The following is a 15,226-nucleotide window of genomic DNA, read 5'->3' as shown; positions in this document are numbered from 1 at the left end:
TCTGATCTTTCGCCACGTTTATACACGCCCTTTTTATAGTTGTATAGATTTAAACATGACGCCACTACCTGTGTCCACTTTTTATACTAACTTCAATAGAACATGCAAGCCGGCGCATAGACAACCATTTCTGGCGCATAAGGCATACATAGGGCATAATTCCAGATAGAAATCCCCTTCATTTCCGGGCTATTTTACTCCATTCGCACATTGGCATCGGTATTTTCCCCTATTTAAAAGGCTAATACTAAAGTATTGCTGCCTTAACGGGATAAACCAAAAGAAAAAGCACGGCATCGGCTGCCCCGCTTTTATTTGAACCATCCTTTTTCTTTTGACTGTGTGATGGCTTCTATTCGGTTTTTGACTTCGAGTTTATCCAAGATGGCTGAGATATAATTCCGCACTGTCCCGGTCTTGATGCTGAGTTCGTCGGCGATTTCCTTTGTATTCTTTCCATCGGCGACTAATTCGAGCACTTCTTTTTCCCGGTCTGTCAGTGGATTTTCTTCTGCATAAATTTCTTCCATGAGCTCTGGGGCATAGACCCTTTTGCCTGCCATGATGCTTCGGATGGAGCTGGCCAGTTCTTCGCTCGGACTGTCTTTCAGAAGATAGCCGCTTACGCCTGCCTTTAACGCACGCTGGAAATAACCGGAGCGGGCAAACGTGGTGAGGATGATGACTTTGCAGCCGGAACCCTTTAGCTCCTCTGCTGCTTCCAATCCGGTTTTCCCCGGCATTTCAATATCCATTATGCACACATCCGGTTTATGCTTCCTGACCAACTCGGTGGCTTCTTCGCCATTTGACGCCTTGCCGACTACTTCCATATCGTCTTCTAAACTGATCAGCGACCCAAAAGCCCCCAATAAGAGCTGCTGGTCCTCTGCAATCACGATAGTGATCATTATGATTCCTTCTTTCCTGTCTCTTTTACATCATTCGGTACTTTTATCATTACGGTTGTTCCGCCATTTGTCAAAATCTCCATACTGCCATTCACAAATTCAAGGCGCTCCCTCATCCCCCGCAGCCCATGGCCTTTTTCCAGATTGGCTTTGTCGCGTTTGAACTTGCCATTATCTGTGATGGTGATGATGATTTCTTTCCACGTCTGCTCAACGGATATCCGGCATTCATCTGCCCCGCTATGCTTAACAATATTCGTCACTGCCTCTTTCAAGCACATACTCAGAATATTTTCTGTTAAAAGGGACGCCTTGTGCAATGTAATGTCCTCTTCGCCTTCAAATCGGATCTGTGCGGCATCAAGGATCTGCTTGACTCGGACCATTTCATCCTTTAAGCGGATTCCTTTCATGGAGGAAACCATTTTCCTCACTTCGTTGAGCGCCGTACGAGCCGTATGCTGGACATCCTTCAATTCATTTTTTGCCTGCTCGGGATTTTTGGAAATGAGCCTGCGGGCCAAATCGCTCTTTAACCCGATCAGCGATAATTTTTGTCCAAGTGTATCGTGAAGGTCCCTTGCGATCCTCTCCCGCTCTTCAAGTTTGATAAGTTCGGAGATTTTTTTATTCGCGTCTTCCAGCTTTTCCTCAAGCTGCCCCATTTCCTTGCGATTATGGATGCTGAACGGCAGCAGTATCACGCTTATCCAAATGATGATGACAAACGGAAGCTGCGCCAGGAAAATATCTTTTTGCTGGACGATCCCAAAGTTGATCGAAACGGACGTACTGATCAAATGGATGAAATACAGGATGAGGAATGTCACCCGATTTTTAATATTCCCGATAAAATAAGCGAGAAAGAATGCAAAATACACATAACTGAAGAGGCTTGTCGAGGTGATGGAGATTGCAATCAGGATAAATCCCCATAGGTAGACCGGCCATCCTTTAGCGAAAAGGGCAATCCGGTAGAAAATAAAGAAAAGAATCGTCAGGAGGATCCCGATGACGATTTCAATGGTGGAAGATGATTGGAATATAAAATAAAAAGGCAAGATGCAAAGGATTGTCCAGATGTATGGAGCAATCCCATTGCCTCTTTGAAAGGTAAAATATTTTTTAAACATCATGTAGACCTCGTTCTAACTCAGGAGTACTTATTTTCTTTCCTGAGAATAGGATTTGCTACTACTTTAACATTTTTTGACTGTACTTGTCTCTTCGCTGCCTTATAGCCGACGAATTTTTTTCCATCTTCATCCCACAATCGGAATTTCAAGGACTTCAAGCTCGTCGCCAGCGTAATGGTCGGTACATTTTGAAGTTCTTCTGAGTTTGCATGTGCCTGTTCTAATTTGTAATTCGGCACTCTCGGGCTTAAATGGTGGATATGGTGGTAGCCGATATTTCCTGTCAGCCATTGAAGCAGCTTCGGCAATTGGTAATATGAGCTTCCTTCCACAGCTGCTTTGACATATTCCCACTTCTCGTTTTCTTCAAAATAGGAATCTTCAAAAGTATGCTGCACATAGAACAGCCACACCCCGGCTGTACCGGAAATCATGAAGATCGGAAGCTGAACGAGCAGGAACGCCTTCCAGCCAACCAGCAAGCAAAGTGCTGCTACCGCTGCTGCAATCAGGATATTCGTCAAATACGTATTCAACTTTTCCTTTTTGCGGGCGCCTTTGCGGTTGAAACGGTTTTCAAAAAGAAATACATAAATCGGTCCAAGAATAAACATGACGAACGGACTGCGATAGAGTCTGTAGGCAACCTTTTTCCAGAATCCAGATTCCCTGTACTCTTCGACGGTCAAAAGCCAGATATCCCCTGTCCCGCGCTTATCAAGGTTGCTGCTTGTTGCATGGTGGACAGAGTGGTCATGCTTCCATTGTTCAAACGGGAACAACGTCAATACGCCTGTAACCATCCCTAATATTTTATTCGCACGCTTGCTTTTGAAAAACGATCCATGACAGCAGTCATGAAAAATGATAAACATTCTGATCAAAAATCCTCCTGCAATCACGGCGATTCCCAGGGTCAGAAAATAAGAAATTTGTAGACTTTCATAGGCTAAATACCATAGCAGGAAAAAAGGAGCCATCGTATTGATCAATTGAAATACACTATTGCGGGTTTCTGCTTTTTCAAATGCTGCCACTTGCTTACGGAGCATGTTCTGTTTTTGTTTAGTCATTCATCATCAAATCCTTTTTCGGTTGATGACTTTAGTATAAAGAGAATTGAAAAAGATATGCAGACATAGGCGTCATGTTGGGTACATGACACTTGTCATGGTTGTGGTGATAAATCCAGTGGTGGTGCGGGTTTTAGTGGTAAAATTATTTTGTGATGAGGTGAATTCAGAGCGGATTTTGGGTTTTGCGAGCGAGTCGGGTGGATTTGCGAGCAACTTTTTCGATTTGCGAGCGAAAATCGGCATTTGCGAGCTTTTTCCCAAAACATAGAAAAAGCACCCAAGCGTTGATCAGCTTGAGTACCTTGCTTTTGCGCCAAACCGTTTTCTGAGCAGAAAGGCCATGCCCAGGAATACAGCTCCGGCAAATCCATATAACAGGTTGTATCCGCCAATCCCAACGAGCAGGCTTCCGATGATCGGTCCGCAGGCCATTCCCATGTAGCGGAAGAAGTTGTAGGCTCCAATGGCCGTCGCCCTTGTTTCCTGGAAGACTTGAGTCAAAATCGTGGTCTGCACAGGAAGGGACAGCCCTAAGAATAATCCGAACAAGATGATGGAGACAATCAGCAGCCCCAATGAAATATGGGAGAGCGACAAGAAAATGAACAAGGATATCGCATTGAGGAACGACGTCCCCATGATGACCTTTTTTTCATCGAACCTTTGCAATCTCCCTCCAATGAAGCTTCCAATCACGATGCTGAACGACAGTGGAACGAACACAAGCCCTTTTTGCTCCACGGAAAGCGAGTACTGCTCATCCAAAAGCGAAGGCAGGAACACTAGGAAGTTATACATGGAGTAATATTGGATGAATCCTAGAAAAATGATGGAGGATCCGATTGGATTTTTCAACAGTGTGAAATAATCGGTGAAACGGAATTTGCGTATCTCGGCTGCAGCAGGCATTGTTTCTTTCAAAAAAAAGAAATTCCCGGCCAAAATGATTACCCCAACCGCTGCCAACGCAAGGAACACGGTATGAAAATTGAATGAGCCCCCGAGGAAGCCTCCGACTACCGGACCGACCACAGGGCCCAAGGAGACCATCATTTGAAATGTCCCCATCGGTTTGAATCTGGATTTCCCATCAAACAAGTCGCCGATCACTGTAACGGCAATAACCGATCCGGCTGCTATCCCCACTGCCTGCAAGGAACGGAACAAGAGCAGCAAATAAATCGAATTGGAGAAATAGCAGCCGATCGTTGCCACTAAATAGAAAGAGATGCCGGTGAGCATGACTTTCCTTCGCCCTTTTGAGTCAGCCATCGGCCCATACACCATCTGCATGATGGCTAAAAATATCGTATAAAACGAGATTGTCAGATTCACAAGAAAATGGCTTGTATCCAATTCTTTGATGACGTCCGGGATAATCGGAACATAAATCGTCTGAGAAAACGGACCAAGAAATGCCGCAAATGCGGTTAAATAAACGATAAAGCCTCTATGTTTCACCACTTAAAACTCCCCTTTGAAACCGGCTGATGACGGTCGACCGCCGGATAGTGCCTTTTACAATAGTTGTATTATACACCCAGAAGAAACATAACGGGATGAAAGATGCTTATTTTTTCAAACCTATTTTTCATTGATAGAAATTTGGTAAACTATTTTAAATACTACGTATAAATTCCCCTGATTCAATCGTTTTAATATTGAAAGAAACTTTTTGGAGGCGAAAAAATGGAGCAGACCACAACGATATCGAATCAGCTGGTAGATGATGCACGCTCAGTAAAAAACTCATTTGATGCGCTTGTATCAGAGTTTTCTAACGACCTATGGAATTACTGCAAATACATTACGGGTTCAGCTTGGGACGGAGAAGATCTTTTTCAGGAGACGCTTATTAAATCTTTCGGGCTGCTTCCCCAAAGATGGAGCGAGATTACTGATAAGAAATATTATTTATTCAGGATGGCCACAAACACTTGGCTGGATCAGTGCAGAAAAAGAAATCGGGAAATTGGCATGTTGAATGAAACATCAGAAGCTCACTACGAGTTTTCTGACAAACTGGCATTGCAGGAAATCTTGATATCTCTGGATTCACACTTACCGCCTAAACAGACGGCAGCATTTCTTTTAATGGATGTTTTCCGTTTCAGCGCAGAGGAAGCAGCAGGCATTGTCCGCAGTACACCAGGCGGGATTTATGCAGCGGTACAGCGGGCGAGGCGGAAAATCGAATCATTGGATTTTATGAACGTTAAGACCAAGGGAGAGTTCCAATTGAACCCTACTATCAAAGCGTATTTAGAGGCTTTTAACACAGGGGATCTCGATAAAATGCTAAGTTTATTCAGCGATCAGGCCCACAATGAAGCATTCAGTGGATTCCAGGAATTCTCCAAAGAAGAAATGGTGAAGGGCTCGCTCCGCTTCGGTTTGCCGGGACACTCCGCCAAAGAATTCATCCTGTGGGGCAAGCCGGTCATTGTGGTGCTCGCAGAAGGAGAACATGGTCCGGAAATTCACGACATTCAAATCCAGGAAGTAGAAAACGGAAAAATCGTCGCGCATCACAGCTACTTCTTCCGTAAAGAATTCATTATGGCAGCTGCGAAAGAACTTGGCTACCAGCCGCAGCTCATAAAACCCCCAGTCGACTGGAGTTAATTAACCGGGTGATTGCCTTCTCTGTAAGTAACACTACAGGTGACAGGTACCACCCGGTTTTTGTCGTTATTTGTCGCTCGTAATGATTGCCAAGACTTCCTCCAAGTCATCAATCACATGATCAGCTTCTGCACTTTCCCATTGTACATCCTTTTTCCACATGGTCTTCATCCCCACTGCTTTGGCGGCTTTCATATCATTGTCAGGGTGGTCCCCGATATAAATACTTTCCGCCGGATCGGTTCCAAGCACTTTCAACGCTTTTTGAAATATCATGGAATCAGGCTTTTTAATCCCTTCCCGCTCCGAGATCAGGATGCAATCAAAGTAATCCGCTATCCCAAGAGCTTGAATATTGCTCATCTGCATCCTTTCGAATCCATTCGTAATGAGCCCGAGCTTATGCCCGGCAGCTTTCAAGCCATCAAGCATTTCGATTAAGTTTGGAAACGGAACGCCATGTTTATGAAACGACTCAAGGTAGTCTTCCAATAGATTTTCCCACGTCATTTGCGGAATATCGAATTCACGCAGCAGCTGCTGATAGACTTTGTCTTTCCAAACATATCCCCTTGCATCGAGTTCAATGAATCTATGTATATACTTTTCTTTATCTGCAATCCCTAGTCTTTCTGCCTGGTCTGCGATAAACTTCAACACCGAAGCGTCCCGGTCTAATAGTGTTCCGTCCAAATCAAATAAGACGGCTTTTATCATGTTTCCCCCTCCTCTTTTGACTAGCTATTTTCATCATAGCCGTTTTCCAGAAGCTTTTACAGTTACAGTAAATTTGAGTTTGTTATAATAGAAGCATTGCTTGAACAAAGGAGGTTTTTGGCATGGCCAAATCAATGAAATCCAGAGCAGCAACTTGGATCCGCCAGCGTGTGGAAGATTCATATATTCAGTCCGAACAGGACTCTTTAAAAAAGCACTACCTTCGATTTAAACTGGTAGGATTCTGCGATGAGCCGGAAATCCACTTGGTGGCGAAGGACGATGGGCTTGAGTGGGGATATACGGTATTTTTCTTAGATGGAAGTGTCCCTGTACCGAAAAAAGTACAGCTTCATGCATTGTCCTGGACGGAGCTCAACGCGATTCCAGAAGAAGAAAAAGTGGACAAAATCCACGAGGAAATGATGAAAGCAATCAACCTTAAGAAGAAAGAATACCGCAAGTGCCAATACTGTGAGAACAAGATGCACCAAGACGAGTTCTATGATAAGAAAACGTGTAAAAAATGTGCGAAGAAGCACCACGGCATCTATAGCGGAAACTGATAATGGCTGGCAGATTGCCTTCGGCGCATAAGCAGTCGATTTTCGCGCATAGGATGCATTGTCTGATGCAAAGAAGACGGTTTCCCGCGCATAGACTGCCTTGTTTGGCGCATAGCCGGCCATTTTTCGCGCATAGGCCATGAATAAGCCCCTTTGTCATACGACAAAGGGGCTTTTATTTGTCTCCTGCGTGAAGATATCAGTCTGTTTTTCACTATATCAGCCAAAACAAAAATATATCAGCCAATTTCACACTAATATCGGCCAGCTGCCGCTAATCAATCAAGAAAAACCCCTCCACAATGTGAAGGGGCAATCCATTTCTATCATTATTGAGCTGTGTAGCCTCCGTCGATGACGACTGCCTGGCCAGTAACGCTCTTTGCTTTGTCGCTTGCTAAGAACATAGCATAGTCGGCAATTTCGCTTACATCAAGCAAACGCTTCTGTGGAACCAATGGATAGATGACTTCTTCAAGTACTTTTTCCAATGGTACATTGCGAGTTGTCGCGATGTCTTTTAATTGGTTGCGTACAAGTGGAGTGTCAACATATCCTGGGCAGATTGCATTGACAGTGACACCGTCTGCAGCAGCTTCCAATGCAGCTACTTTTGTCAGACCGATGACGCCATGCTTCGCGCTGTTGTAGGCTGCTTTGCCCGCGAATCCGATAAGTCCGTTGATGGAAGAAATGTTGATGATGCGTCCGAATCCTTGTTCTTTCATGATTGGGAAAGCATATTTTGTTGCGATGAATGGAGCTGTCAGCATGATTTTGATCATCAATTCGAATTTTGCAGTTGGGAACTCTTCGATTGGTGATACGTGCTGAAGTCCAGCGTTATTGATCAAAACGTCTACTCGTCCATAATGTTTGTGGGCAGTTTCAATCATGTTTTTGATATCTTCTTCGCTTGTTACGTCCGCTTTCAAACCAATGGCATCAAAGCCTTGGCCGCGAAGATCTTCAGCTGCTTTTTCAACGCCTTCTGCATTTAAGTCAGTCAAGACGACTTTGCTTCCGTTTTGAGCAAATTCTTTTCCGATTTCAAATCCGATTCCGCTTGCAGAACCTGTGATGACGACTACTTTATTTTCAACCACTCTTTCCAACTCCTATCAATTTTTGTTTTTAATTGTTTCATAACCGAAAAGCTTCAGATCGAAACGCGGTTAGATCAGGCCGATGCTTGCAAAGATGATGCCCACGATCATGGCAATGGTCGGAATGAGAAGCCCCACCATAAAGACATCTTTGTAGCAGTCCTTGTGTGTTGACCTTGTTACGGCTAACAAGGTCAGCAATGCACCGTTATGCGGCAGGATGGATGCACCTGATGCAATCGAAGCCATTCTGTGAAGTGCTTCCGGGCTGATTCCTGTCGTCTGCGCAAGGCTGTAATACGTGTGTCCCAATGCTTGAAGGGCGATCCCCATACCGCCTGAAGCAGAACCTGTAATCATCGCAAGAATCTGGACAATTAACGATTCCGAAACGAGCGGGTTGTCTGAAATCCCAAGAAGCATGTCCGTGATGTTCTTGAAATCTGGTACAGCCGTTACGACAGCGCCGAATCCTACGGCAGCACTCGTATTGATGATGGCCATGACAGAACCTTTCGCCCCTTCATTAATGGACGGGATGAACTTTTTATATTGCATGAAATTAATCAATAAAATAGCAATGATACCAGCAAGCAATGAAGGAAGTGGATCCAGTTTGACAACGTCCAGTAATAGGATGACCAAAAGAAGCGGAATCAATGATAGAATCCAATTTGGCAGCTTCTCATCCATTTCGCCGCCTGAGGTTCTTTCCCCTTCAATCTCTTTGAATGTGTCGCCGTCAGCGCTCATTTTTTTCTCGCGGTATGCAAGCCACAAGTATCCGCCGACTGCCATGACGATCGTTCCGGCAATCCCCATGATGGAGCCAGCCATTGGAGTGGTATGGAACGAATCCATTGGGATCAAGTTCTGAATCTGCGGTGTTCCAGGTACAGATGTCATGGTAAACGTGAATGCTCCAAGTACGATTGTCGGAGCGATTAATTTCCTTGAAATGTTGGCAGCCTTGAACAAAGCGACTGCTATCGGATAAATGGCAAATACCACAACGAACAAGCTGACGCCGCCGTATGTCAAAATGGCAGATGCCGCTAGCACACCGAGGATTGCACGCTTCTCCCCGATCAATTTTGTGATTTTAAAAGCAACCGCTTTGGCCGCTCCGGTGTCTTCCATCAATTTCCCAAAGACAGCACCCAATAGGAATATCGGGAACCACTTCTTGGCGAAATCGACGAAGCCGGTCATGTAGGTTTCAGTATAGGTGTGCATCAGGTCCATTCCGCTTAGCAGTGCAACGATCCCTGCAACGATCGGCGCGACCCAGATGATGGACCAGCCCATGTAGGCCAAAACCATCAGAAGCACCAAGCCTATGATGATACTCAGCATTTTCTTTCCTCCCTCTAGATGATAAGATAAGGCATGTTTTATATTCTTTTTCCTTATTTCTCCACTTGCCGTACGGACAGTTATATAAGAAACAACAGATGAAATTTTACTCCTTTTGTAAAAATAAATAAAATGAATTAAAGTTATATGTATCATTCAAAAAAGTTATCGGAATTAGGAGGTGAGCCTTATATGGATATACGACAATTGACTTATTTTCTCGAAGTAGCCAGAAGCCGCAGTTTTACGAAAGCTTCGCAAGTCCTTCATCTTACCCAGCCGACATTGAGCAAAATGGTTAAGAGCCTGGAAGATGAACTGGAGATGGATTTGATCGACCGTTCGGCGAGGCAGATCGAACTGACAGAGGCTGGGGAAATCGTGTTTGAACAGGGGCAGATCATTTTGGAGTCGCTCGATCATTTAAGCATGAATTTAAATGATCTGATGCAGTTGAAAAAAGGAAGGATCAAAATCGGAATCCCTCCCCTTATCGGATTTTTGTTTTTCCCGAGGATTATAAAAGAGTTTCAAGATCTTTATCCAGATATTGCGATCAAGCTGATTGAACACGGGGCGAACAAAGTAGAAGAAGAAGTAAAGGACGGATTGATTGATATCGGCGTCGTGGTCCTCCCCATCGATAAAGAGGCATTCGATATCGTTCCATTCGTAAAGGAAGAACTTATGCTTTTCGTCCATAAAGACCATCCTTTGGCTAAGAAAAAGCAAGTGAGGATGCGAGAACTTCAAGAAGAGACGTTCATTTTGTTCAGCGAGGATTTTGCCCTCCATCACTGGATCATCAATGAATGTGCGAAAGCCGGATTCCAGCCAAACATCGGCTATGAAAGTTCACAGTGGGACTTCATCAGTGGCATGATCGGGGAAAACTTAGGTGTATCCATCCTTCCTTACTCCATTTCGAAAAAAGTAGACCCCGAGGTTATCAAGGCCGTCCCGATTGTGGACCCATCGATTCCATGGAAGCTTGGGCTGATTTTGAAAAAAGGACGCTATGTTTCCCATGCATCAAAGGCGTTCATTGACGTCATTTCATCCTTATACGAAAAATAGACTTATTCCTAAAATGAATACTTTTTATAAAAAATATGTATTTTACGAATAGTTTAAATAGGTCTATCATGACTCCTGTAAGCTAATTTCATTTCAGGAGGAATTGACATGAGTGAACAACGCTATCAGCACGGTTTGGATAAATTAATGGAATATACACTGACAGATAACAAAGATATTTCTACACACTTAAAAATTTCCGAAGCATTACAGGACATCGCACCGGATGTGGCCAAATACATCATCGAGTTTGCCTATGGGGATATTTACTTCCGCTCTGGACTTTCCAACGAAAGAAGAGCGCTCGTTACCATTTCATCCCTTGTCACTCAAGGAACGGAGCCTCAGCTTGAACTTCATATCAATACAGGATTGACGGCAGGATTGACGCCGAAAGAAATCGTGGAAAGCATCATTCAACTGATTCCATACACAGGATTCCCAAGAGTCCTCAATGCATTGAATGTGGCAAAGAAAGTATTTGCTCAGCGCGATGTTCAATGAATTGGAATAAATACAAAATCGGAGCCTCCCACTAAATCGGGAGGCTCCTCTTTTATTCTTCAATATATACTCTTTCACCGGTTTCCGGGTGCATATAGACTCTTGATTTTCTGCCTGTAACGGGATCAATGGAGACTTCCTTGGTCGGCTCGAATCCATCCAATGGCTTTCCTTTTGTTTGCTTATAACGACCGTCTTTCTTTTTGGAAATGAACCAAAAAAGCAGGATGACCACCAATTGAAACAGGATGTAATAGAGAATCCAGGTCATTGCTGATCTGACTTTTCTGCTACAACCGCCGTTCCATAGGCCACGATTTCGCTCATATTCTGGCCAATTTCACCGGAATCGAAGCGGAACATGATGATTGCGTTCGCACCCATGGCATGCGCGTTTTTCGTCATGCGGTCAAGTGCCTGTTTCCTTGCATCTTCAAGCAGCTGTGTATATTCCTTGATTTCACCGCCGACAAGCGACCTTAATGAAGCGGTCACCTGGCCGGCAAAGCCACGGCTTCTCACCACAAGTCCGTAGCAGGCACCCTTCACTTCCTTGATTTCATAACCTTCTATTTTTTCAGTCGTGACAACCAGCATGAGACCCTCTCCCCTTATCATTACTCTATCTATTTATAGTTTCTTTTCCATGTTGATATTCGTAGGCTGGTAGCCGATTTTTTCGTACAATCCCCTTGCCCTTGTATTGTGGCCGAAAACGTGAAGCCGCATCTTATTGATGCCAAGTTCTTTTGCCTTGGTTTCAATTTCACTCATGACGGCCTTCCCGTATCCTTTACCTTGGTACTCGTCGAAAATATACACGTCATATATGTAAGCCGCTTGTTCCTTTTTTGCGATCCAGATGATTCCGGTATTAAGATCACCGTCATAGGCGCTGTACAAATAATTATTTTCTGTCTGCACCCCATCCGGCAATAATCTTTGGTATTCATCAGTCGATTTTTGCAGCGCTTCCTCTGCTTTCCAATTCCCTGAGGCTGTTTTTTCCTGTGCATACTTTTGGATTGCTTTTTCAAGGTATTTTTCATATTGTTCAGGTGTCATCGGACGAAGTTCAATCATCTATACCCCTCCCCTTTTTAATGAATATTTTACCATATCGATTGGGTTATAGATATTGGCTTCTTAACTGGAAACCTCTAATTTTTCCACTTTATCAAACCCAGCTGTCTTCTTGAACTTCATGTTATGTTCAAAATTCTGCATGGAATCTGAACAGTCAATTCCATCGAAATTTAGCTTGTTCAATGTCTTTCTCTCGATTTTCACGGAAAGGATGACGGCTTCTTCCTCGTATCCCGTTGCCGTATTCACTCGTTTATCCAGTGCATGGATGTATACAGTATTAAGCGGCAGGAGGGCAAACAAATCTCTGGCGATCCGCAATATACAGCTGCAGACATAGTCCTGCTGGATATCGAAGTATCTCGTTTTCGTCATGGCCTTCGTGGAGAGCTTCCCGGTTTTCGTCAAGGAAAGCTGTTCCTTTGGCACCACGCTGGCGCTGTTGACCTCGAACTCAATCTCCATCGTTTTCGGGTCTTCCGCAAAAAACTCAAACCCGCTTCCGAATTCCAGAAGATCATCAAGCGGAGCGAATTCATTGATCACTTCAAAATAGGCATCAATATCGCCTTCGATTATTTTCGTCGCAATAAGACGGTCACGCTCCCAGGAACGATAGTCTTCGTCATCTTCTGCTCGTGCTGCTTCAATAGCCTCTTCTAATTTCCTGCGTTCTTTATCCTCTTGTTTGAAAAGTTTCCCGATAAAACTAGGCTTATAGTTTTTGAACTTCTCCACCGCACTTTTTTCATTTGGCCCCATCTCACCATGATCCTTTTCATATGGCGGAGAGGAACTTCTTACTTTGATCCAATTGACTGGGTCATCCGCTTCCTTATGGATGGAATGGATGCGCTCAATGGTATTTTCATAGGCTTCCACTGCCAGACTTGCAGCCTCAATTTGATCCAACTTTTCCTGCTCGCGCTGACGTGCTGCAATCTCCCTCTGGCGATTATATGCAGGCGTCCTTCTGCTGCGTCCGCCGGAAGTGCTATAGGATAGGCCCGTACCCGGAATACTTGCCGTGACCCGGCTTCCCGTCCGCGAATTCACGCTGTAGCGGAGCCCCTTGACACCCGAACTGAAACCGACACTTTTCGAACTCACATTCATCCGGACGCCTGGAGCAATTTTAAAACTCTTACGAAATCTAAGACCCACGATCGACTCCTCCTCTGTTTTAACAAATTATAACATTGATATGGGTTTATGAATTGATTGTAAAAATTTCCTTTCTGACCCTTTCGTCCCTGATGATAGAATAAAAGTTTAGTGAAAAATATTACTTAATAAAAAACAATATTCGTTAAAACTTTTTATGATTCCCGCCACGTCTTACATACGTCGGAACCGATACAATCTATAGAAATAAGGAGTCATGACATGTTATGAGCAGCAAAAAGTTAGAGCAGCTGCTGATCGATTGCATACAGGAAAATAAGGAGAGTGTATACCGCCTCGCTTTCAGCTATGTGAAAAATCAGCAGGACGCCCTTGATATCGTACAAGAGTCTATACGGAAGTCCTTTACTTCCGTTTCCGCCCTGAAAAATGAAACTGTGATCAAAAGCTGGTTTTTCAGGATTGTGGTCAATACTTCCCTCGACTTTTTAAGGAAGAATAAACGAATCCAGCTGGTCGATGATGAAACGATGGAAATGATTTCGCCCGGGACGGAAGATCAATATGCCAATTTAGATTTGGAAAAAGCGATGGAAGAACTTCCTAATAAATACAGAGTGATTGTGATTTTACGCTTTTTCGAAGATATGAAAATAGAAGAGATTTCAGCCGTTTTGAACGAGAAAATCAGTACGGTGAAAACCCGCTTATACAAGGCCCTTCGATTATTGAAGGAGCAATTATCGGATGAAGAGCTCGAGGAGGTTCAATAATATGGGCCATAAACTAGAAAAAATGCGTGAAGAATATAAAAACATTCCCATCCCGGATGAACTGGATATGGTTGTAGATAATGCCATCAAACAAAGCCGGAAGCGAAAAAAACGGACGCCCCTGAAATGGATCGGCGGGTCGGCAGCTGCAGCAATTATTTTTTGCTCTGCTGTATTAACAAACTCTGCTTTCGCACATACCCTCTCAGATGTACCAATCGTCGGTTCATTAGTAAAACTGATTACCTCGGTGGAGTACAAAATCAACTATGAACATTTTCAGGCAGATTTAAAAACACCTGCGATCAAAAACTTGAAGAACAAAAAATTAGAAGAAGGCTTGAATAAGAAATACCTAGAAGAAAATAAAAAGCTTTATGAAGAGTTCCAAAAGGACATCAAGGAAATGAAGGAAGCAGGAATGGAAGGTCATATGGGACTCGATACCGGGTACGAGGTCAAAACTGACAACAAAAAAATCCTGTCCATTGGCAGATACGTCGTCAACACAGCCGGCTCGTCCTCAACCACATTTACATTTGATACGATCGATAAGCAAAAACAGCTCTTGATCACATTGCCGAGTCTTTTTAAGGATGACTCGTATGTGGATGTCATCACAGCCAATATCAAGGAGCAAATGATCGAACAAATGAAAAAACCGGAAGATGGGAAGATTTATTGGGTCAACTACCCTGGTGGAGAAGAAGTCATGCCAGGCATGGAATTCAAGAAAATCAAGAAAGAACAAAACTTCTATATCAATGGTGACAATAAACTTGTGATTTCCTTCAATAAATATGATGTAGCGCCGGGGTATATGGGTGTTCCTGAGTTCATCATCCCAACGGACGCCATACAGGATGTGCTTGTCAGCAATGAATATATAAGATAAATAGTTGAATGTTAGCCGGGCACAGGAGGGATTGTGCCTGGCTTTTTTGTGTGGGTGTGTAATCAGACGACGGTTCTAGAAAGTGCCTGGTGTCACGCCCCGGTTTTTGTCGGTTTATGTCGTGGCGGGTCGGCTGGTTACGCCCAAATTGGTTAGAGAATTGCCTGCTGGCGCATAATGGACTTCTGTCAATAAAGTAGACACTTATATGCAAGTAAATGGCGTACTTTTTTTCTTCCGCGCTTCGTTTTCACTCCGCTTGGAGGCCTCTGC

Annotated in this window: 17 protein-coding genes; 6 read left to right on the top strand and 11 right to left on the bottom strand. The window is 43.9% G+C overall.

Translation table 11 applies throughout. The annotated features are described in order from the left end of the window. Positions 1-311 precede the first annotated feature (311 nt). The 4 genes from DFR59_RS19810 to DFR59_RS19795 form a co-directional block, all read right to left on the bottom strand. Positions 312-911: a response regulator transcription factor gene (locus DFR59_RS19810; protein ID WP_114747394.1), complete on the bottom strand. Its 600-nt coding sequence runs from the start codon at positions 909-911 to the stop codon at positions 312-314. Further along, the gene (locus DFR59_RS19805) at positions 911-2,044 is read right to left on the bottom strand and encodes a sensor histidine kinase (protein ID WP_114747393.1); all 1,134 of its coding nucleotides are present in this window, start codon (positions 2,042-2,044) and stop codon (positions 911-913) included. The genes DFR59_RS19810 and DFR59_RS19805 overlap by 1 nt, the downstream gene beginning before the upstream one ends. 20 nt (positions 2,045-2,064) lie before the next feature. Continuing rightward, positions 2,065-3,120 (bottom strand): Delta(5) desaturase DesA, encoded by a 1,056-nt coding sequence (desA, locus tag DFR59_RS19800; RefSeq protein ID WP_114747392.1) that lies wholly within the window; start codon positions 3,118-3,120, stop codon positions 2,065-2,067. Between the two features lie 291 nt (positions 3,121-3,411). Then, a complete protein-coding gene (locus DFR59_RS19795) occupies positions 3,412-4,587 on the bottom strand; it encodes an MFS transporter (RefSeq protein ID WP_245948546.1) in 1,176 nt (391 codons plus the stop codon). 225 nt (positions 4,588-4,812) lie between these two features. Between DFR59_RS19795 and DFR59_RS19790 the strand changes: the two genes are divergently transcribed. After that, entirely contained in the window at positions 4,813-5,748 is a 936-nt protein-coding gene (locus DFR59_RS19790; RefSeq protein ID WP_114747391.1) for a sigma-70 family RNA polymerase sigma factor, read from the top strand. A 66-nt stretch (positions 5,749-5,814) separates the two neighbouring features. Here DFR59_RS19790 and DFR59_RS19785 read toward each other — a convergent pair whose 3' ends face one another. After that, the gene (locus DFR59_RS19785; RefSeq protein ID WP_114747390.1) at positions 5,815-6,465 is read right to left on the bottom strand and encodes an HAD family hydrolase; all 651 of its coding nucleotides are present in this window, start codon (positions 6,463-6,465) and stop codon (positions 5,815-5,817) included. A gap of 122 nt (positions 6,466-6,587) precedes the next feature. Between DFR59_RS19785 and DFR59_RS19780 the strand changes: the two genes are divergently transcribed. Further along, positions 6,588-7,031: a hypothetical protein gene (locus tag DFR59_RS19780; protein WP_114747389.1), complete on the top strand. Its 444-nt coding sequence runs from the start codon at positions 6,588-6,590 to the stop codon at positions 7,029-7,031. Between the two features lie 329 nt (positions 7,032-7,360). Here the strand turns inward: DFR59_RS19780 and DFR59_RS19775 are convergent, their stop codons facing one another. Next, positions 7,361-8,137 carry a 3-hydroxybutyrate dehydrogenase gene (locus DFR59_RS19775; protein WP_114747388.1) on the bottom strand — a complete coding sequence of 259 codons (777 nt, stop codon included), beginning with the start codon at positions 8,135-8,137 and terminating at the stop codon, positions 7,361-7,363. Between the two features lie 69 nt (positions 8,138-8,206). Next, the gene (locus DFR59_RS19770) at positions 8,207-9,493 is read right to left on the bottom strand and encodes a GntP family permease (RefSeq protein ID WP_114747387.1); all 1,287 of its coding nucleotides are present in this window, start codon (positions 9,491-9,493) and stop codon (positions 8,207-8,209) included. A 192-nt stretch (positions 9,494-9,685) separates the two neighbouring features. Between DFR59_RS19770 and DFR59_RS19765 the strand changes: the two genes are divergently transcribed. Together DFR59_RS19765 and DFR59_RS19760 are read left to right on the top strand one after the other, a co-directional pair. Next, a complete protein-coding gene (locus tag DFR59_RS19765; protein ID WP_114747386.1) occupies positions 9,686-10,570 on the top strand; it encodes a LysR family transcriptional regulator in 885 nt (294 codons plus the stop codon). A 108-nt stretch (positions 10,571-10,678) separates the two neighbouring features. Then, positions 10,679-11,074 carry a carboxymuconolactone decarboxylase family protein gene (locus DFR59_RS19760; protein WP_114747385.1) on the top strand — a complete coding sequence of 132 codons (396 nt, stop codon included), beginning with the start codon at positions 10,679-10,681 and terminating at the stop codon, positions 11,072-11,074. Positions 11,075-11,126: 52 nt separating this feature from the next. Here the strand turns inward: DFR59_RS19760 and DFR59_RS19755 are convergent, their stop codons facing one another. From DFR59_RS19755 to DFR59_RS19740, 4 genes are all read right to left on the bottom strand, one after another. Further along, positions 11,127-11,345, bottom strand: a complete 219-nt coding sequence (locus DFR59_RS19755) for a hypothetical protein (protein WP_114747384.1) — start codon at positions 11,343-11,345, stop codon at positions 11,127-11,129. After that, positions 11,342-11,671: a heavy metal-binding domain-containing protein gene (locus tag DFR59_RS19750; RefSeq protein WP_114747383.1), complete on the bottom strand. Its 330-nt coding sequence runs from the start codon at positions 11,669-11,671 to the stop codon at positions 11,342-11,344. Before DFR59_RS19750 ends, DFR59_RS19755 begins: the two co-directional genes overlap by 4 nt. A gap of 33 nt (positions 11,672-11,704) precedes the next feature. Beyond that, positions 11,705-12,157, bottom strand: coding sequence for a GNAT family N-acetyltransferase (locus DFR59_RS19745; protein ID WP_114747382.1), 453 nt, complete (start codon positions 12,155-12,157; stop codon positions 11,705-11,707). Positions 12,158-12,220: 63 nt separating this feature from the next. Continuing rightward, positions 12,221-13,324: a DUF4236 domain-containing protein gene (locus DFR59_RS19740; protein WP_114747381.1), complete on the bottom strand. Its 1,104-nt coding sequence runs from the start codon at positions 13,322-13,324 to the stop codon at positions 12,221-12,223. Positions 13,325-13,551: 227 nt separating this feature from the next. Here DFR59_RS19740 and DFR59_RS19735 point away from each other — a divergent pair, with 227 nt between their 5' ends. Then, entirely contained in the window at positions 13,552-14,058 is a 507-nt protein-coding gene (locus DFR59_RS19735) for an RNA polymerase sigma factor SigV (RefSeq protein WP_114747380.1), read from the top strand. A 1-nt stretch (position 14,059) separates the two neighbouring features. After that, positions 14,060-14,953, top strand: a complete 894-nt coding sequence (gene rsiV / locus DFR59_RS19730) for an anti-sigma-V factor RsiV (RefSeq protein WP_114747379.1) — start codon at positions 14,060-14,062, stop codon at positions 14,951-14,953. Positions 14,954-15,226 lie beyond the last annotated feature (273 nt).

Source organism: Falsibacillus pallidus (genome assembly GCF_003350505.1).
In the GTDB taxonomy this organism is placed as follows: Bacteria; Bacillota; Bacilli; order Bacillales; family DSM-25281; genus Falsibacillus; species Falsibacillus pallidus.
This window is presented reverse-complemented; position numbering and strand designations above follow the sequence as displayed.